Origin of the sequence: Brucella sp. H1_1004 (genome assembly GCF_047308065.1) — a bacterium.
Classification (GTDB): domain Bacteria; phylum Pseudomonadota; class Alphaproteobacteria; order Rhizobiales; family Rhizobiaceae; genus Brucella; species Brucella pseudogrignonensis_B.
The window spans coordinates 1,133,242-1,151,970 of the sequence record NZ_JAYKZA010000001.1 but is presented as its reverse complement, the minus strand read 5'-3'; the positions used below and the strand labels follow the sequence as shown (position 1 = coordinate 1,151,970).

The window sequence follows — 18,729 nt, the reverse complement described above, 5'->3', positions numbered from 1 at the left end:
GAAATCCGGGGCTTTCTTTTTATGCTGATGGATTATCGCGCTTATAAATCCAGTCGTGATCGGGATGGTTTTTAAATCGCCATTTGCGGATCGGTCCGGCCATGACGTTGAGATAATACATCTCATAACCATAGGGCGCCCCGCATGGGTGATGTCCCTTTGGCACCAGAACGACATCGCCGTCAGAAACGGCCATGGTTTCATCGAGACTGCCATCTTCGGTAAAGACCCGCTGAATACCATAGCCCTGCGATGGGTTTAGGCGATGATAATAGGTTTCTTCCAGATAGGTCATATCTGGAAAGTTATCTTCATCATGTCGGTGCGGCGGGTAGGATGACCAGTTGCCCTGTGGCGTGAAAACTTCCGTCACCAAGAGGCTGTCGGCGACATCGCGGCCTTCCATGGCAATGTTGAAAATGTTGCGGGTATTCGCACCTTGTCCACGCGTATCGAACGTCAGCCCTTCCGGTCCGAGTTTTTGCGCCTTACGGCCCGGTTTGCCCGGTGCTGTGCAGACAGCAAGCACGCAATCGGTTGTTGCCACTGCATCCCAGTCGCTCTCAGCAGGCACATAGAGGCAATGCGGAGCGAGTTTTTCAAACACGCTCATTCGCTCGCCCATTTCGCCGAAATCTTCTCCCGAGGCTTTGAGCTTTGCTTTGCCTTCGACCAGCACCAAAATGACTTCCCGGTCGCCGGTTTTCTCGGTTGCGGTTTCACCTGCTTTCAGACGATAAAGGCCAAAGCCAACATAGCCCCAATTGGCGCTTTCCGGCGTGATGTCATGCACCTTGCCATGCTTGCCGCTCGGTTTGCGTAACAGATTGGCCATAGCTCAGTCTCCTTTGTCTAACCCTGCTTCGCGCGCAAATGCTTTGAGCGATTTCAGCCCCAGCGACTGATATTCAAATGGATTGCGCACATCAGGGTCCTGTTCAGCTTCAATCACCAGCCAGCCCTGATAGCCATGCTGGGCTGCGACCGTAAGCACTGGCACAAAATCGACACCGCCTTCATGATCGCCGGGAACAGTGAATACGCCGCGGCGCACGCCTTCCAGAAAGGAAAGGCTCTGGTCGCGTACCTGTGCCGCTATAGCCGGGCGTACATTCTTGGCATGGATATGGCGAACACGCCCCATATGGTTCTTTGCAACGCGTTCAGGATCACCGCCGCCAAACAGACAATGACCTGTATCAAGCAGCAATTTGGCATGTGGGCCGGTATGTTTCATCAGAAGGTCGATCTCGTCTTCGCTCTGAACAATCGTGCCCATGTGATGATGATAGACGAGCGCAATACCCTGTACGTTCGCATATTCGGCCAGTGCTTCAACGCCCGCGCCAAACTCGGCCCAGCGTTCTTCTTCCAGCACCGGGCGTTCGGATAGAGACTTGCTATCGTCGCCATGAATGGCGTTCGACGTTTCGCAAACGATGATGACTTTGCATCCCATGGCGTTCAGAAGATCAAGCGCCGGCTGCATTGCAGCCTTCTCATCCTCAACGGAATTTGTCAGGAGGTTCAGCGAATGCCAGCCAGAAACGTAGCGCAGATTGCGTGGTTCGAGTACTGCTTTAAGTTCCGCTGCAACTTGCGGAAATTTATGACCTTTTTCAATTCCATCGAAGCCGATTTTTGAAGCTTCATCAAGGCATTGATCAAGGCTTATATGCGCGCCAAGGCTGCGATCATCATCGTTCGACCAGGCAATCGGGTTGGTGCCATAGAGGATCATCGGTTAGCTTCTTTCTTTGATCTGGGCTTCATAATTTTCACGCGCGGCGCGTACTTGGTCGCGGTCCGAGACTTCCGGCACGGCCACATCCCACCACCAGCCGCCGGTTTCAGGCGTCGGATAAGGATCGGTATCGATGACGATGACTGTGGTGCGCGGGCTGTTGCGCGCTTCTGCCAGCGCATCTTCCAGTTCGCGGATAGAACCGACTTTCTTACTATCGGCACCCATCGCACCTGCATGGGCTGCGAAGTCGATATTCGATGCATTCACATGGGTTGTGTGGTCGAGCAGATTGTTGAACTCGGCACCGCCGGTCGCCATTTGCAAACGGTTGATGCAGCCATAACCGCGATTGTCTGTCAGCACGACTGTGATCTTGATGCCCATCATCACAGAGGTCGCAAGCTCTGAATTGGCCATCATATAGGAGCCGTCACCGATCATCACGATCACGTCGCGATCCGGTTCCGCCATCTTGATGCCAAGTCCGCCTGCGATCTCATAGCCCATGCAGGAGAAGCCATATTCCATGTGATAGGACATCGGGCGACCGGCTTTCCAGAGCTGGTGCAATTCACCCGGCATGGTTCCAGCCGCGCACATGACGACGGTATTTTCTTTCGACTGGCGCTGAACCGCGCCAATCACCTGCATGTCTGTGGGAAGCTGGTTGGCATCACCGGGAGCAGCCGTGAAACGGTCTGCCGCTTCAAACCATTTCTCTTTGAGGCCGCTGTCGAGGGAAGGGCGTTTGTAACTTTTTAGAGCGTGCGAAAGCGCCTCCAATCCAATCTTTGCATCCGCAACGAGCGAGATGGAACCTTGTTTGTGACTGTCATAGGGTTGGACGTTGAGGGAGAGCAGTTTTCGCCCCGAATGTTTGAACAGTGCCCACGAGCCGGTGGTGAAGTCCTGAAAGCGTGTGCCAACACCAATAACCAGATCGGCACTTGCGGCAATAGCATTGGCACTGTCTGCACCAGTAACGCCGACCGGGCCAAAATTGAGCGCATGATCCCACGGCAAAGCCGACTTGCCTGCCTGTGTTTCGATAACTGGAATGTTGTGGCTTTCAGCAAAGCTTTTCAGCGCTTCATGGGCGCCTGAATAATGTACGCCGCCGCCCGCAACAATAACCGGTGTCTTGGAAGCTTTAATCGCGGCGATTGCCGTTGCCAGCTCGTGTTCATCGGCGGGCGGTCGCCGCCAATGCCAAACCTTTGGCGCGAAGAACTCTTCCGGCCAGTCATAGGCTTCGGCCTGCACATCCTGACAGAGAGACAGCGTTACAGGTCCGCAATCCGCAGGATCTGTCATTGTGCGGAACGCGCGCGGCAGGGCAGTCAGAAGTTGCTCGGGGCGGGTGATGCGATCAAAATAACGGCTTACGGGGCGAAAACAGTCATTGACGGTCATTGTGCCGTCATTGAAATCCTCGATTTGCTGCAATACAGGGTCGGGACCGCGATTGGCAAAAACATCGCCGGGAATGAAAAGCACCGGCAGGCGGTTCACATGAGCGAGTGCCGCTGCTGTGACCATGTTGGTTGCACCGGGTCCGATCGAGGAAGTGACAGCGCAAGCACGTTTGCGACCGAGCTGTTTGGTATAGGCAATGGCTGCATGCGCCATCGTTTGCTCATTGTGACCGCGCCAGGTTACAAGCTGGTCACGGATGCCATGCAGTGCCTCGCCAAGCCCAGCCACATTGCCGTGGCCAAAAATAGCCCAGACACCTGCAATGAAGGGCTCACCGTCCGATGTCATCTGGTTGGCGATATAGCGCACAAGAGCCTGTGCCGCTGTCAGTCGAACCGTCTTCATATTTCCTCCCAGCGGGAATCCGCTTTCTCGCAACTTGAGACTCAGGCCTCCACCTGTTCTTGGGATGCGTTTATTTCTGCCGCAGCCTGTCCCACAGATCGCAGAAACCGCGATAGCGTTTTGCCATTTCGGCAATTGCTTCTTTATCGTTCACTTTACCCGCAAGCCACTGGCGGGCGACTTCGCCTAAAATGGTACGACCAATGGCGAAGCCTTTGACAAGATCAAAGTGCGCCGCAACTTTAAGGCTTGCTTCAAGTTCTTCTGCAGGAGCATCCAGGCCCAGCACGACAATACCACGCGTGTGCGGATCATGACGCATGATGGTATCGCACGTATTTTGCCATGCTTTTTCTGTCGTCAAAGGCTCTAGTTTCCACCAGTCTGGATAAACGCCGATCTCATAGAACCTTTCAACGACTTTTGCCGTGCTCATATCATCGACAGGTGCGACTTTGGATGGGATAACTTCGAGCAAGAACTCCAGACGGTTACGCCGTGCCGCAGTGAAAAGCCGTTTTACAGTGGCTTCCTGTTGTGCTTTCACGTCTTCGCTGTCATCGGGATGATAGAAGGAAAGGACTTTGACGACATGCTCAAGCGGCCACTCCACAAGGCCACCGCAATCGGGGCCTAGTTCGGGTTCAAGCTCAAGTGGGCGAGACCCGGGCCATTCTGTCGGACGTCCAATCCACAGGCCACTGCCAGCAGCGCGATAAAGCGCATCACGACCAAGCCGACTATCGCAAAGAATGCCGTAGCCGTTTTCACCGCCTGAAACCTTTAATGCAGCATTCAAGCATAATTCTTTGAATTGTCCGATTTTCTCATCACTTGCGCCAGCTTCCCGCGCCATTTCTTCCAGCTGAATACGATGATCAAAAGCGAAAACGCGTATATGCGGCCAGTCGCCATTGCGGTTGGTCGACCAATGTATCTGTTCGAGCGCCTGATCCTTGCGTAAGGCTTTGTCGCGAATGCCACTTTGCAAGAAATATTGCAGCTCTTCCCAACTCGGATAAGCGGGGGTGCAGCCATGGCGTGACACTGCGAAGGCTCCACAAGCATTGGCGAATTTCAGACTAGTCGGCCAATCTTCACCCTTCAGCCAGCCACGCAAAAGCCCGGACATGAAGCCATCGCCCGCGCCAAGCACATTGAAAACTTCAATCGGAAAACCTTGTCCTGATTGGCCCATATCGAGATTGTCAGGAATGTCGCCTTCAAAGACCACTGCGCCCATCGGTCCGCGTTTGCAGACCAGCGCTGCGTTGGTGACTTTGCGGACGGCTTTGAGTGCCGCAAGCGTATCGATTGAACCGCCAGCGATATGAAACTCTTCTTCTGTTCCGACAATGAGATCGAAGAGATGCAGTGTGGATTGCAATTTCTTGGTTACGGCTACAGATTCGATGAAACGATTTTCGCCATCGCCATGGCCGGAAAGCCCCCACAGGTTGGGGCGATAATCAATATCAAGCACTGTGCGGCTGCCATTTTCCCGCGCAAGCCTGAGCGCCTTGATGACCGCTGCTTCGGTGCGCGGATGCGAGAGATGTGTGCCAGTAGCGAGTACACATCCGGCTTGCACAATAAAGTCTGGATCTATGTCATCTTCGCACAGCGCCATGTCAGCGCAGTTTTCGCGATAGAATATCAACGGGAACTGTTGCTGGTCACGAATACCGAGAATGACGAGCGCTGTGAGGCGTTCAGGATCTGTGACGATGCCACGCGTATCCACCCCTTCACGCGCAAGTTCACGCAACAGAAAACGTCCCATATGCTCGTCGCCCACACGTGTTATCAGAGCTGATTTGAGACCGAGCCTTGCGGTGCCGGTTGCTATATTTGTTGGAGAGCCGCCAACATATTTGTTGAAGGATGCCATGTCTTCGAGAAGGCCGCCGACCTGGGCACCGTAAAGATCTACCGAAGACCGACCAATCGTAATCAAATCGAGCTGCTTCATCCCATTTTTTCCTTGGCGCATTTGTCTTTTTTAGCTTGGGAAAGCTGTCTGTGATTCACGATGAGCAGCAGCCATTCTATTTTTGATTAAAATGGATTTATTATTCTATTTCAACTGAAAAATGGAATGCTTTATCATTTTATGACTGACGTTTTGTTCCGACAGTAACGGCGAGGGTGATCGCGAGGCAAAGTGTGGCGGAAAGCGAACGGAATGCACCGAAGTCCACTTCCGAAACCAGTAGAGATTGCTGAGCGAATTTGCTCATTGGACTAACAATTGTATCGGTAATGGCAACAACATCGATACCGCGGCCGCTCGCATTTTCCACCATTGCAATGGTTTCAGGCGAGTATGGCGAAAAGGAAATGGCAAGAAGCACATCGCCTTTACGGATAGCGTGCTGGTTCTCTAATTTGCCGACAGTGCTGTGGAGCATCGCAGGAACCTGCATCTTTTCAAGCGCGTAAGCCAGATAACTCGCAACCGGAAATGCACGCCGAACGCCGATGATGTGGATGGTTTCCGCCGTTGCCAGTAGCTCGACGGCTTTCTCAAGTGCCTCCGGCTCAATGGTCTTCAGCAGACTTTCAAGTGACGTGCGGCCAGCCTCGGCAAACTCTGCCAAAAGGGCTGGTGCGCTTCCTGCGGCCGTTTCACGCAAATGTTCAAGCCGTGTGGAATAGTCGGGCCATCCGCCCGCATAGGAGTCGCGGAAAATCTTCTGCATTTCCGAAAAGCCGGAAAAACCCATTATCTGACAAAAGCGCATGAAAGCTGAGCTTTGAACGCCTGCACCCTCGGCCATTTCCGCGACCGTCGAAACAGCGATACGGTCCTGATTGGCTGCAACAAAATCGGCGCATTGTCTGAGGCGTTTTGGCAATCGGTCTGCGACGTCGAGCAGTCTCGCCTCAAATTCTTTGACACTTGTTGGCGCTGGCACATTGGCGGAAGCTTCGGCTTGTGAGGAAACAGCTTGTTCGGTGTCCATGGCCATCCTTTCAGAAACGGTCTCTTGACATCCTATATATCATAATCTAGCAAAATAGAATAAATATTCCATTGCGCTTTGTTTCTCCCGAATAGTCGGGAATCGCGCAATACGGAATAGCGAACTGTTTTATCGGTCAACCGAGGATGACCGTTTTGGGAGGATGAAGGCAATGGTTACACGTCTTGCTCTACTCGGTGCTGGCCGTATTGGTAAGGTTCATGCGAGCGCAATTGCTTCCGACAAGCGTGCGAAGCTGATCGCGGTGGCGGATGCCAATCACGACGCGGCACGCGCCATTGTTGATGCTGCTGGCGCGGAGGTGCGCACCATCGACGAGATTGAACAGTCGTCTGATGTTGATGCGGTGCTAATTTGCACACCAACCAACACCCATGCCGATCTGATTGAGCGTTTTTCGCGCGCAGGAAAAGCCGTGTTCTGCGAAAAGCCGATTGATCTCAATATTGAGCGCGTGCGTGCATGTCTCGCTGTCATCAAGGAAACCAGCGGCAAGGTGATGCTCGGCTTCAATCGCCGCTTTGACCCACATTTTGTGGCTGTTCGCAAGGCGATTGATGATGGTCGGATTGGCAAGGTTGAGATGGTCTCCATCACCAGTCGCGATCCAGGCGCACCGCCCGCAGAATATATCAAGGTTTCGGGCGGCATCTTTCGCGACATGACGATCCATGATTTTGACATGGCGCGTTTTTTGTTGGGCGAAGAAATTGCAACCGTATCGGCCTCGGCGTCGGTTCTCGTCGACCCTAAGATTGGTGAACTTGGCGACTTTGACAGCGCCAGCGTGATCCTGACCACAGCATCTGGTCGCCAGTGTGTGATTTCCAATTCGCGTCGGGCTTCCTATGGTTACGACCAGCGCATCGAAGTGCATGGGTCGGACGGCGCAGTGTCTGCTGAAAATCAGCGACCGGTTTCTATCGAAGTTGCATCGAAAGACGGTTATACCCGTCCGCCTCTGCACGATTTCTTCATGACACGCTATACGGATGCTTATGCGGCTGAGATTGCCGCGTTCATTGATGCGATTGATGGCGGCAAAGCGCCTTCACCGTCGGCAGAAGATGGTTTGCAGGCTTTGGCGCTTGCGGAAGCGGCACTTCTCTCAATCAAGGAAGGCCGTGCTGTGAAAGTTGCGGAAGTTCTCATTTAACCGCTCATTTTCGTTTGCCTTTTTCTGCAATCAGTTGCGATATGCGGAGTATGGCTTATGAATTTGACACCTTGCCGCTCGATGAGTTTTTTGTGCCTGTGGCAAATGCCACGGCTGCATTAACCAGGCTCGACGAGCGGCTTACCGGATCACCTATCCGCGACGGAATGTTAGAGCGTATGCATATGCATGACGCTGTTGCCTCGATGTGGCTTGAGGGGGAACTTGTCCATCTGGAAGATCTGATTTTGCATGATGCTGTGATGGATACGCGTATGCCGAGCCAAGCGCTAACCATTGCGCATTCCGTTTTGCGTCTTCGTCGGCAAATTGCTGGACGCGCAGCAGGCTGGGCATTGAGTAGCTCAGGCATCCAGCAATTGCTTGGTCGCAATGTCGACATTCAAGTCGAACCTGTGAAGCAATATGATCAACCGGAGGAGGGGGAACCCGACGCACTTCTGGATGATATTGATGCGCTGCTTGCGCGAACGGATGCACTTTTGAAAGGCATTGTTCAGGAGAAACCCAAGCCTCAGCCCATCGAAATTGATCCGTTGTTAAATGATGAGGACTGGAATGAGGAGGAGCGTTTGCAGCAATGGCGCGACATTTTTGAAAAGTCTGCTTATTTGCCTTCATTAATGCGTGCTGCAATCATGTATGATGCGTGGTTTGATATTGAGGTGGTGCAGCGCTCCTCATGGGTAGGGCGTTTGCTTGCTGCCGCTTATCTGCGTCAGTCTGGAATAGCTTCTTCGCATTTGCCGGCACTGAGCATCGGATTGCGAACCAAAAGGCCTGATGAACGCCGCTCGCCAAACCGTCTGGTACGTCTCAAAACCTTCTTTGCGGCCATTGAGGATGGTGTTGAGACAGTGATGAAAGAGCATGACCGTTTGATGTTAGCGCGAGAGCAGATGCAGCGCAAACTAAAGGGGCGTCGTTCTAATTCTCGTCTGCCGCAACTCGTGGATATGATTATGCGCAGCCCGCTTGTCTCTAGCCCAATGGTGGAAAAGGAGCTTGATGTCACTCCACAGGGAGCACTCAAGTTGATCACTGAACTTAATCTTCGGGAGATCACCGGGCGTGGTCGTTTCCGCGCCTGGGGCGTTCTTTAGAGCGCGTTTCGATCTGATTTTATCAGATCGGCGCTCTATGCATTTGTTTGACGCACATCCTGGTCCGAAAAGCGGTTCCCACTTTTCGGGATGTGCTTTAACTCATTTGTTCATGCAATGATTGCGCAGATGCGTTGCAAACAGCTGGTATTCATTGCGCCTCGCTGTTTTGGCGCGCCAAACTAAAGCGAGTGAACGATAATTGTTTTGCCCTTCATAAGGAACGATACTGAGTTCGCTGCCACGGGTAACGCCTGCTTTGATTGCGACTTCTGGTAGAAGTGTTACGCCCATTCCGAATTCCACAAGCTGCACCAGTGTCATGATGCTTGTTGCATGTACATCTCCACCCGTTTGGGTGGGCTTTGAACCGATGGCAGCCATAACGTGTTCACGCAGACAATGGCCGCTTTCGAGCAACAAAAAGGGCTGACTCTGGAGATCGCTGGCATCAATATGGTCGCGATTGGCCAATGCATGATCACGACGTACTGCGAGAAAAAACGGATCCTTACCAATTTCCGCAACTTCAAAGTCATCAAGGTCATAGGGGTGGGCCACAAGCGCTACATCAAGAGATCCAGAGCGCAAACTGTCGAGCAGCGTGCGTGTTAAGCCCTCGCGAACGCTCAATTGCAGTTCTGGAAAAGCCTCAGCAGTCGCGGGCAGAACCTTGGGTAGAAGAAACGGTGCGATGGACGGAATGACGCCGAGCCGCAAACGTGTTGTCAAAGGACGCTCTGCCTGACGTGCATGCTCTGGTAGCTCTTCGATTGAGGCAACGATTTCCTGTGCACGATTGAGAAAATCCTCTCCCGCCGGCAGCAGTTGCATGCGCCGCCCGGTACGGTCGATCAGCGTTACGCCAATTTCAGCTTCCAGTGCTTGAATAGCAGCACTGAGAGTTGATTGCGTGACACCCACCGTCTCCGCCGCCCGCGAAAAAGAGCCCGCTTTAACAAGCGCGATAAAATAGTGGAGTTGGCGAACACTGATATTGAGCATAGGCTTTAACGTAGTTATCCCCATCGTTAAAATCGATGGAATTGATCGTTTTAATCGCTTTGACCGATTGAATTAGAGCGCTTATATATAAATCGCAAGCAGAGAATTCTGAAACTTCTGAATTTCCTGCATAACAACGAATTTACAGGCAGGTATGAGATGCTCGGTATCGGTGACAAGCTCCCTTCTTTCAAAGTAACCGGCGTTAAGCCCGGCTTCAACTTCCATGAAGAAAACGGCGTTTCGGCTTTTGAGGAAATTACTGAAGCAAGCTTCGACGGCAAGTGGAAGGTTATCTTCTTCTACCCTAAGGACTTCACGTTCGTTTGCCCCACGGAAATCGCAGAATTCGCACGTCTGGCTTCGGATTTCGAAGACCGCGATGCAGTTGTTCTTGGCGGCTCGACTGACAATGAATTCGTCAAGCTCGCATGGCGCCGCGATCACAAGGATCTCGACAAGCTGCCAATCTGGTCGTTTGCTGACACGAACGGCTCTCTTGTCGATGGCCTAGGCGTCCGTTCACCAGATGGCGTGGCCTATCGCTACACCTTTGTTGTTGATCCGGACAACACGATCCAGCACGTTTACGCGACCAACCTTAATGTTGGCCGTGCACCGAAGGACACGCTGCGCGTTCTCGATGCTTTGCAGACAGATGAGCTTTGCCCATGCAACCGCGAAGTCGGTGGCGAAACGCTTAAGGCTGCCTAATCAGCTTAAATTATCTGATATGAGGCGGGTTGAGGCCCGCCTTTTGTTTATCCAGAACTGACAGTCAAAGAGGGTTCCATGTCCATTGATGATCTGAAGTCTAAAATCCCGGATTTCGCGAAGGATGTTCGTCTTAATCTTTCGTCGATGGCGAGCGATGAAACGCTCACGCCACAGCAGAAATACGGCCTGTTTGTTGCCTGTGGTATTGCTTCACGCAATGCCGATCTACGCAAAGCGCTGGTTGCTGAAGCGGCCAGTAAGGTCGATGCTGCGGTGGTGCAAGCTGCAAAATCTGCTGCTTCCATTATGGGCATGAACAATGTTTATTATCGCTTCGTGCACCTAGCCACGAACAAGGACTATCGCACCATGCCAGCCAAACTGCGTATGAATGTGATAGGCAATCCGGGCGTCGACAAGGTTGATTTTGAGTTGTGGTCGCTGGCCGTTTCGTCAATCAACGGCTGCGGCATGTGCATCGACGCGCACGAAGATGTACTGCGCAAGGCAGGCGTATCAACCGAAGTGATTCAGACCGCTGCGCGCTTCGCGTCGATCATTCAGTCAGTAGCGATCGCTCTGGAAGCTGCTGACAGCGAATAAGTTTTTAGTGTTAAAAGAAAAGCCCGCGTGGATTGATCCACGCGGGCTTTTTTGTTCGGTATTTAGTTTGTCTTATTCGCCACGCTTGAACGAGATGAATGCAAAGCCGATCAGCGAAACGATAGCCGCAGCCGTCATGTAATAGCCAACATAGGCGAAGCTATAATGCGTTGCGAGCCATGTTGCGATGTAAGGTGCGACCGATGCGCCGAGAATGCCTGCCAGATTGAACGTCAGCGAAGCGCCAGTATAGCGAACCGAAGTCGGGAAAGGTTCAGCAAGAGCCGCACCAATCGGACCATAGGTCAGCCCCATCAGGCCGAAGCCAATGATGAGAAATGCAAGGACGCCTGCTGTCCCGCTGAGGAAGAGCGGAGCCATGATGAAGCCGTAGAGACCGATCAGAATTGTGACGACGATCATCACTGGGCGCATACCGTATTTGTCGGAAAGCAGGGCTGCAACCGGAATGGTGAGGCCGAAGAAGATCACGCCGACCATCTGCAGGATAAGGAACTCTTCGCGGCTATAACCCAACGCACGTGTACCCCATCCGAGTGAAAATACGGTCATGAGATAGAACAGAACGAAGGTTGCTACAGCGCCGATAGTGCCCAGAAAGAGGCTCGTCTTGTACTTCTTGAAAAGTGTGGCAACCGGAACTTCAACGCGTTCAGCCTTGTCGATAGCCTTCTGGAATTCTGGTGTTTCAGCAATCTTCAAGCGAATGAAGAGGCCGACGCCAACCAGCAGGGCACTCGCGATGAAAGGAATACGCCAGCCGAACGACATGAACTGTTCTTCGGTCAGGAGTTCAGCTAAGACCAGGAAGATACCCGTTGCAAGGATGAAGCCAACAGGCGCACCGAGCTGCGGGAACATGCCGTACCAGGTACGCTTGCCTTCCGGCGCGTTTTCGGTTGCGAGCAAAACTGCACCGCCCCATTCGCCACCAAGGCCAAGACCCTGACCCAGACGGCAGAGTGCGAGCAGGAGAGCTGCCCATACGCCAATGGATTCATAGGTTGGCAGGAAACCGATTGCGACTGTGGAAATACCCATGGTCATCAGTGCTGCAACGAGCGTTGCCTTGCGGCCGACCTTATCGCCGAAGTGGCCAAACAACGCGCCACCAATCGGGCGTGCGAAGAATGCGATAGCGAAAGTTGCTAAAGACTGGAGCAGCGCCGAGTTACCGTCACTTGCCGGGAAGAAAAGGTGCGGGAAAACGATTACCGCGGCGGTAGCATAAATATAAAAGTCGAAGAATTCGATTGTTGTGCCGATCATACTCGCGGCCAGAACGCGGCGCGCAGAATTTTTCTTCGGAACAACTGCTTGAGCTACAGTCATTGTTTCTTATCCATATTTGTGGGCTGAAATTGTGGGGGAAAGCCCGAGATACTGCCTTCTTAGTGCCACAAAACACGAAACCGCAAGCTTAAAAGGGCTTTTGCGTAATTTTCCAATTTCGAATGTGCTCTTTTCGAAACAAAATGAACGTATAGCACCGCTTGAGCTAAAAGAGCGGAGAATTTAATTGCCCTAAACTGAAACACAGAACACGGAATCACAAGGATCGCGCAGACGTTTTTGACACAGAAATATTGGTCTGAGTTTTTGTAAAATTCTATGCGTTTATCTGTGATTGCAAGTCATCACATCTGCTTTGCTTTATCATCAATGAAAAAATTGAAGATACAATTTGCCGTGACGTAATGCGCGATCAGCTTCGAGATTTAAATGAGAGGCTCGTTACCCCCAGTTCTCGATGCGGATTTTCGATCCGTCCGAGAAGCGCGAGAGATGGAACGGCGAGGGATCGACAACCGGCGTTTCGCCGCTGACCATATCGGCGACCAATCGTCCCGCACCGGGGCCGATGCCAAAGCCATGGCCTGAAAAGCCGGTGGCAACAATCAACCCGTCAATGCCGGGCAGGGGTGAGATAACCGGAATGACGTCCGGCATCGTATCAATCAGACCTGCCCATTCCTGTGCAATGGTTGCGGATGCAAAAGATGGGATGGCAGCTTTCAGTTTGTTCAGCACTGCTGCATTCGCTGCCCGGTGCGGTTCTGGATCGAGTGTTCGAATTTTTTCAAACACTGAGATCTGATCTGCCGGACGGAGTTTCCACTGGAAAGCTTCTTCAAAAAAGCGTTCGCCGATACGGAAACGCAGAGATTTCCATTCGGTTGACAGCGACGGAATGAAGTCGCGGAAGAAGCGGAAACTGTCAGGCACAATGTCGGCAATAGAGCCGCCAAGGCTCGCAACCGTATAACCACCATCAAGTCGCTTGCGCAGCGCGAAGTCTGAAAAGGCGATTGCGGGTTCAACGCCACTCTCGATGGGCGAGGTGCGGAAGACAGACGAGCGCACTTTGAGTTGCGGCAGATGGGCATCAAACGACGATATAATCAGTCGTGACCAGGCACCGCCAGCAACAACAATCGCTTCGCAAGCCACGCGGCCTTTTTCAGTCAGGACGGCTGACACACGTCCATTGGTGGTTTCGATCCCGCGCACGGCGCAATTTTGCAGAATCACGGCGCCTAGCTCCTGCGCCTTGGCGGCAAAAGCGGGTACCGCCTTTTGCGGTTCTGCACGACCATCGAGCGGCGTGATCATGCCACCTTTGAGTGGACGCGTCAGTCCCGGTGCGAGACTTGCGGCCTGTTGTCCGTTCAGCAGTTGGGTCTCGATACCGTGCTCGCTGGCAATCCTGATCCACTCTGCGTAGCGCTCGACTTCCTCTTCCTTCTCGGCAGTGTAGGCAATGCCGGTAACACGAAATCCGGTTTCGCGCCCCACACGTTCATTCATGCCGTCCCAGAGACGCATACTTTCGACAATCAACGGCATTTCACGGCTGTCGCGCCCGGTCCTGCGGCACCAGCCCCAGTTGCGACTGGATTGCTCGCCTGCAATTTCACCCTTTTCAAAAAGGGCAACAGGAATACCGCGCTCCGCCAGAAAAAGTGCTGTCGATACCCCGATCACACCACCGCCGATAATGGCGACCTTCGTTTCCTGTGGCAAACGCTCAGCGGTTGCCACTTTGTCGGTGATCGGCCCCATGATCAAACTCCTGCAATGCGAATATCAAATTCTGATGTGAGCAACATTGCGCGATTTGCGAGCTGCTTCAACTGGATAGTGCAGCAAACTATTGCGTTTTAAAACGTGTTTCGGCAAATGCTTGATGCATTTGGTCGAGTTTTATTGGCAAAGTCGTCCAAGTGCATTTATATGCGGATTGTTGATAACAGGACTCTCGGCCTCATCTATGGATGCACGCACTCTGCAGGACACGAAGCTTGATAATGAAAATGCTCTGGCACTGACCCTTTCGGGAATTGGTCGGCAGTTTGGAACCGTGCGCGCGTTGGATAACATATCGCTGGATGTGCAGTCCGGTGAGATCATTTGTCTGGTCGGGCATTCAGGTTGCGGCAAGACTTCACTGTTGCGGATTATTGCTGGCATTGATGCACCTGATGAAGGCGAGCTTACGATGAGCGGACGAACGCTTGTAGGCCCATCAATCTTCGTTGAACCGGAAAAGCGGAACATCGGTGTGGTTTTTCAGGACTATGCGCTGTTTCCACATCTGACCGTGCGTGAAAATGTGCTGTTTGGTCTGCGCAAAGGGCGCAGGGAACAAGCGCTCACCCGTGTCGAAGAATTGCTGAAACTGGTCGGGCTCTCTTCTATGGCGGATCGTTATCCGCATATGCTGTCGGGTGGCGAGCAGCAGCGTGTGGCGCTCATCCGGGCTCTGGCACCAAAGCCTGATCTTCTGTTGATGGATGAGCCATTCTCCAATTTGGACCGTGGCTTGCGCGCGCGTGTGCGTGGCGAGACGATGGCGCTGTTGCGAGCACTCGGCACGCCGGTTATTATCGTTACGCATGAAGCGGAAGAAGCGCTTTCAACGGGCGACCGCGTTGTTCTGATGCGCTCTGGCAAGATTGTGCAGCAAGGTTCCGCCCGTGATCTCCATAACCGCCCGAACTCTCGCTATGCAGCCGATTTCTTTTGCGATTTCAATTCTCTGGAAGGAATTGTTCGTAATAATTCAATTGAAACCCAATTGGGTTCTTTTGATGTGCCAGGCCATCTTAATAGTGTCGGTGAAGTTCTCGTTTATATCCGACCGCGCGATATTAAAATTTTGCCGGACGACCAAGCCAGTGGTTTGAGTGGACAAATCGAGACGCGAATCTACCTTGGTGAAACGGAAGAAATCTTGATCCGCTTAAATGGTATCGAAGAGTCTTTGCGCGTTCGCACAGACCAGCATGTAGCTGTGGAAGCGTCATCTGTTTTCCTCGGTGTTGATTGGAGTAAAGCACTAATTTTTAGAAAAAGTGAGTAAATAAGTCATATTTATTCGCCCGTGCAATTGACCCTGCAAAATCGAGTTCATATAGTCCGATTGCATACCATATAGTTCCAAATGAACCATATTTCGGAGGTAAAATGCCCAAGATCGCGCGTGCTGGACTTGCACTCATGGCTGCGACTTTTCTCTCAGGTGCTGCAAATGCAAATGAGGTGAATATCTACACAACCCGTGAGCCAGGCCTTATCCAGCCTTTGCTCGATGCCTATAAGGAAAAGACGGGCACGACCGTCAACACGGTTTTCCTAAAGGATGGTCTCGCTGAACGTGTAGCGTCTGAGGGCGATAAGTCTCCTGCCGATATTCTGATGACCGTTGATGCTGGCAATCTGGTTGATCTCGTCGACAAAGGATTGACCCAAAAAGTCGATTCGCAGGCTCTCAAGGACGCAATTCCTGAGCAACTCCGCGATGCCGATGGCAACTGGTTCGGCCTGTCGATGCGCGCACGCGTAATTTACGCCGATAAGGATTTGGAGCTCGACAAGATCACCTATGAAGAATTGGCTGATCCTAAGTGGAAGGGCAAGATCTGCATTCGCGCTGGTCAGCATCCTTACAACACGGCACTGATCGCGGATTACATTGCGCATAATGGTGCAGAAAAAACCGAAGAATGGCTCACTGGCCTGAAAGCCAATCTGGCCCGTAAAGCTGCCGGTGGTGATCGTGATGGCGCCAAGGATATTGTCGGCGGTATCTGCGATATTGCCGTTGCCAACTCCTACTACGTTGGTCTGATGCGTTCTGGCAAAAGTGGTGACGAACAAAAGACATGGGGCGACGGAATCAAAGTTATCCTGCCGACCTTTGCGAATGGGGGCACGCAGGTAAATATCAGCGGTGCTGCTGTTGCCAAGAACGCGCCGAACAAGGAAGAAGCCGTGAAGCTTCTTGAATATCTTGCTTCGGATGACGCACAGAAGCTATACGCTCAGGCGAACTACGAATACCCGGTAAAGGCAGGCGTTTCTGTTGATCCTATCGTCGAATCCTTCGGCGAACTTAAGATTGACACGGTGCCGCTTTCGGAAATCGTCAAGCATCGCAAGCAGGCCAGCGAACTGGTCGACAAAGTCGGCTTTGATAACTAAAAGCTGAATATTCGAGGAAAAATGATGCCGGTGCAAAACCATTGCGCCGGCGTTTTAATATGAAGGTCGACCAGAGTGCCGGAACCTGTGCAAGTCGCATCATCATCCCTGCCTTACCGTAGCCGTTCGGGGGGAGGCTGGTTGTGGCTTTCAGCATTAATCGCGCTGCTCGTCTGCTTGCCAGTTCTGGCACTGGTTATCGAAGCGTTTCGCGGCTCATCTGGCCTGTGGAGCCATCTTTTTTCAACGATTTTCGCATCAGCTTTTACTGATACGATCATTCTTCTGACCGGCGTCGGGCTTATAACTGCATTTGTCGGTACGTCTGCAGCATGGCTGGTGACAGCCTATGATTTTCGCGGGCGCGGTGTGCTGGAATGGGCGCTTTTGCTGCCTTTAGCAGTGCCGACCTATATAGTCGCCTATGCCTATCTTGATATTTTGCATCCAATTGGGCCGTTTCAAAGCGCAATCCGTTTCATGCTGGGTTATGAAACACCGCGCCAGTTCCGCTTGCCTGATATAAGATCGATGACGGGCTGCATCGTTCTGCTCGGCTTTGTGCTTTATCCCTATGTCTATATTCCAACGCGTGCAATGTTTCTCACGCAGTCAGCAAGCCTGATTGAAGCTGCGCGCACATTGGGCGTCAGCCGACGCAGCATATTCTGGCGCGTTGCACTGCCACTCGCAAGGCCTGCGGTGGCTATTGGCGTCAGTCTCGCGCTGATGGAAACACTCAACGATGTCGGCGCTGCCGAATTTCTCGGTGTTCGAACGCTGACTGTTTCGATTTACACGACATGGGTCACGCGTTTCGACTTGCCGGGAGCCGCACAGCTTGCTCTGGCACTTTTATTGCTTGTTGTAGCACTCGTTTCAATTGAGCGATGGGCAAGGCGCAAACAACGCTTCTCGTCCAATATTCGTCATTCACGCGGTTTCGAACCGCTGAAGGTCGGTGGTTTAAAAGGCATATGGCTGTTCATCGCCTGCCTTACTCCAATCATGATCGGCTTTATCTTGCCTGCGACTTATCTGGTCATCGAGGCCGTTAAGCGAATGCGTTTTGCGGGCATATCTCCGCGACTTGCCGGGGAAGCGTTCAACACCGTAATGCTGGCTTCCGTCGCCACCATTCTGGTGTTGTTGTTTGGCATGATGGTTGCCTATGCGATGCGGCTTTTTCCGGGTGCGGCTTCACGTTGGTTCTATCGTTTTTCGACCATGGGGTACGCAGCGCCTGGAACCGTAATTGCTATTGGTATTATGATTGTTTCAGGCGCCGCTGATCGTTTCTTCGGAGAGCTTTTTAACACTCTTTTCGGTATATCCACGGGCTTGCTGATGATTGGTTCGGGAGCGGCGATCATTTATGCCTATGTCGCCCGCTTTTTGGCTATATCAGCGGGTGGCATTGATGCGGGACTGGAGCGTATTCCACAATCGCTTGATCATGCGTCACGCACACTTGGGCGAGGGGTGACAGCAACTTTCTGTCAGGTGCATCTGCCGCTATCCAAAACGGCTATTGTTGCAGCTGGTCTGCTCGTTTTCGTTGATTGCGTAAAAGAGTTACCAGCAACTCTTCTACTGCGCCCACTCAATATTGAGACCTTTGCTACGCATCTTTATGGCGAGGCCGCGCGCGGAACCTATGAAGAGGCGTCCGTCGCAGCATTGGCAATTGTAGCAGTTGGCATTTTGCCGGTTATTCTCCTTTCGCGGGTTGGTCGTCATTTAAATAACTCTCGCAGGTGATTGCATAAGTTCTGCAATATCAAATTGTTACAATGTCGTTATGGTTCGCGACTTTAACATGATGCGCGGCATGATTGCCGAATGTGCGGAAAATCCAAAAAATGCTGATCTATCAAGGGCTTTGAGGAGTCTAAGATCTGTCGCTGAGCGCAGATTACTGAATGATTTCAACACGATATTTCGCGTGAACGCAATAATATGTGACTGTATTATAGGCCCAATTCCATGCTTCTACCACAATGCGAAAGCTCAATGGTCACAATTGAAACAAGACCGCGCAAGCTGACATGCAAACGGCCACGA

General features: G+C 52.3%; 15 protein-coding genes. 7 read left to right on the top strand and 8 right to left on the bottom strand.

Annotated elements, in window-relative coordinates; translation table 11 throughout:
* Positions 1-19 precede the first annotated feature (19 nt).
* The 5 genes from iolB to U2P60_RS05535 form a co-directional block, all read right to left on the bottom strand.
* Positions 20-835: a 5-deoxy-glucuronate isomerase gene (iolB, locus tag U2P60_RS05555; protein ID WP_007879514.1), complete on the bottom strand. Its 816-nt coding sequence runs from the start codon at positions 833-835 to the stop codon at positions 20-22.
* A 3-nt stretch (positions 836-838) separates the two neighbouring features.
* The gene (gene iolE, locus U2P60_RS05550; RefSeq protein WP_413571709.1) at positions 839-1,741 is read right to left on the bottom strand and encodes a myo-inosose-2 dehydratase; all 903 of its coding nucleotides are present in this window, start codon (positions 1,739-1,741) and stop codon (positions 839-841) included.
* Between the two features lie 3 nt (positions 1,742-1,744).
* The gene (iolD, locus tag U2P60_RS05545) at positions 1,745-3,568 is read right to left on the bottom strand and encodes a 3D-(3,5/4)-trihydroxycyclohexane-1,2-dione acylhydrolase (decyclizing) (protein WP_413571706.1); all 1,824 of its coding nucleotides are present in this window, start codon (positions 3,566-3,568) and stop codon (positions 1,745-1,747) included.
* A 70-nt stretch (positions 3,569-3,638) separates the two neighbouring features.
* Positions 3,639-5,540 (bottom strand): bifunctional 5-dehydro-2-deoxygluconokinase/5-dehydro-2-deoxyphosphogluconate aldolase, encoded by a 1,902-nt coding sequence (locus U2P60_RS05540; RefSeq protein WP_413571705.1) that lies wholly within the window; start codon positions 5,538-5,540, stop codon positions 3,639-3,641.
* 139 nt (positions 5,541-5,679) lie between these two features.
* Positions 5,680-6,534 (bottom strand): MurR/RpiR family transcriptional regulator, encoded by an 855-nt coding sequence (locus U2P60_RS05535; protein ID WP_413571704.1) that lies wholly within the window; start codon positions 6,532-6,534, stop codon positions 5,680-5,682.
* A gap of 172 nt (positions 6,535-6,706) precedes the next feature.
* Here U2P60_RS05535 and iolG point away from each other — a divergent pair, with 172 nt between their 5' ends.
* Positions 6,707-7,711, top strand: a complete 1,005-nt coding sequence (gene iolG, locus U2P60_RS05530) for an inositol 2-dehydrogenase (RefSeq protein WP_413571703.1) — start codon at positions 6,707-6,709, stop codon at positions 7,709-7,711.
* A gap of 50 nt (positions 7,712-7,761) precedes the next feature.
* Positions 7,762-8,835, top strand: coding sequence for an RHE_PE00001 family protein (locus U2P60_RS05525; protein ID WP_413571700.1), 1,074 nt, complete (start codon positions 7,762-7,764; stop codon positions 8,833-8,835).
* A 102-nt stretch (positions 8,836-8,937) separates the two neighbouring features.
* Here U2P60_RS05525 and U2P60_RS05520 read toward each other — a convergent pair whose 3' ends face one another.
* Positions 8,938-9,840 carry a hydrogen peroxide-inducible genes activator gene (locus U2P60_RS05520; protein WP_413571699.1) on the bottom strand — a complete coding sequence of 301 codons (903 nt, stop codon included), beginning with the start codon at positions 9,838-9,840 and terminating at the stop codon, positions 8,938-8,940.
* A 159-nt stretch (positions 9,841-9,999) separates the two neighbouring features.
* Between U2P60_RS05520 and U2P60_RS05515 the strand changes: the two genes are divergently transcribed.
* Complete coding sequence (locus U2P60_RS05515) at positions 10,000-10,554, top strand: peroxiredoxin (protein WP_313830074.1); 555 nt, start codon at positions 10,000-10,002, stop codon at positions 10,552-10,554.
* A gap of 78 nt (positions 10,555-10,632) precedes the next feature.
* Complete coding sequence (locus U2P60_RS05510) at positions 10,633-11,160, top strand: carboxymuconolactone decarboxylase family protein (protein WP_413571698.1); 528 nt, start codon at positions 10,633-10,635, stop codon at positions 11,158-11,160.
* A 72-nt stretch (positions 11,161-11,232) separates the two neighbouring features.
* Here U2P60_RS05510 and U2P60_RS05505 read toward each other — a convergent pair whose 3' ends face one another.
* Both U2P60_RS05505 and U2P60_RS05500 read right to left on the bottom strand, forming a co-directional pair.
* A complete protein-coding gene (locus U2P60_RS05505) occupies positions 11,233-12,513 on the bottom strand; it encodes an MFS transporter (RefSeq protein ID WP_413571697.1) in 1,281 nt (426 codons plus the stop codon).
* A gap of 402 nt (positions 12,514-12,915) precedes the next feature.
* Complete coding sequence (locus U2P60_RS05500; protein ID WP_413571695.1) at positions 12,916-14,244, bottom strand: NAD(P)/FAD-dependent oxidoreductase; 1,329 nt, start codon at positions 14,242-14,244, stop codon at positions 12,916-12,918.
* Between the two features lie 208 nt (positions 14,245-14,452).
* Here U2P60_RS05500 and U2P60_RS05495 point away from each other — a divergent pair, with 208 nt between their 5' ends.
* The 3 genes from U2P60_RS05495 (at position 14,453) to U2P60_RS05485 (ending at position 18,426) form a co-directional block, all read left to right on the top strand.
* On the top strand, positions 14,453-15,544 hold the full coding sequence (locus U2P60_RS05495; RefSeq protein ID WP_413571694.1) for an ABC transporter ATP-binding protein: 1,092 nt from the start codon (positions 14,453-14,455) through the stop codon (positions 15,542-15,544).
* 104 nt (positions 15,545-15,648) lie between these two features.
* Positions 15,649-16,665, top strand: a complete 1,017-nt coding sequence (locus U2P60_RS05490; protein WP_313829622.1) for a Fe(3+) ABC transporter substrate-binding protein — start codon at positions 15,649-15,651, stop codon at positions 16,663-16,665.
* A gap of 75 nt (positions 16,666-16,740) precedes the next feature.
* Positions 16,741-18,426 (top strand): ABC transporter permease, encoded by a 1,686-nt coding sequence (locus tag U2P60_RS05485; protein WP_413571693.1) that lies wholly within the window; start codon positions 16,741-16,743, stop codon positions 18,424-18,426.
* Positions 18,427-18,729: the final 303 nt, after the last annotated feature.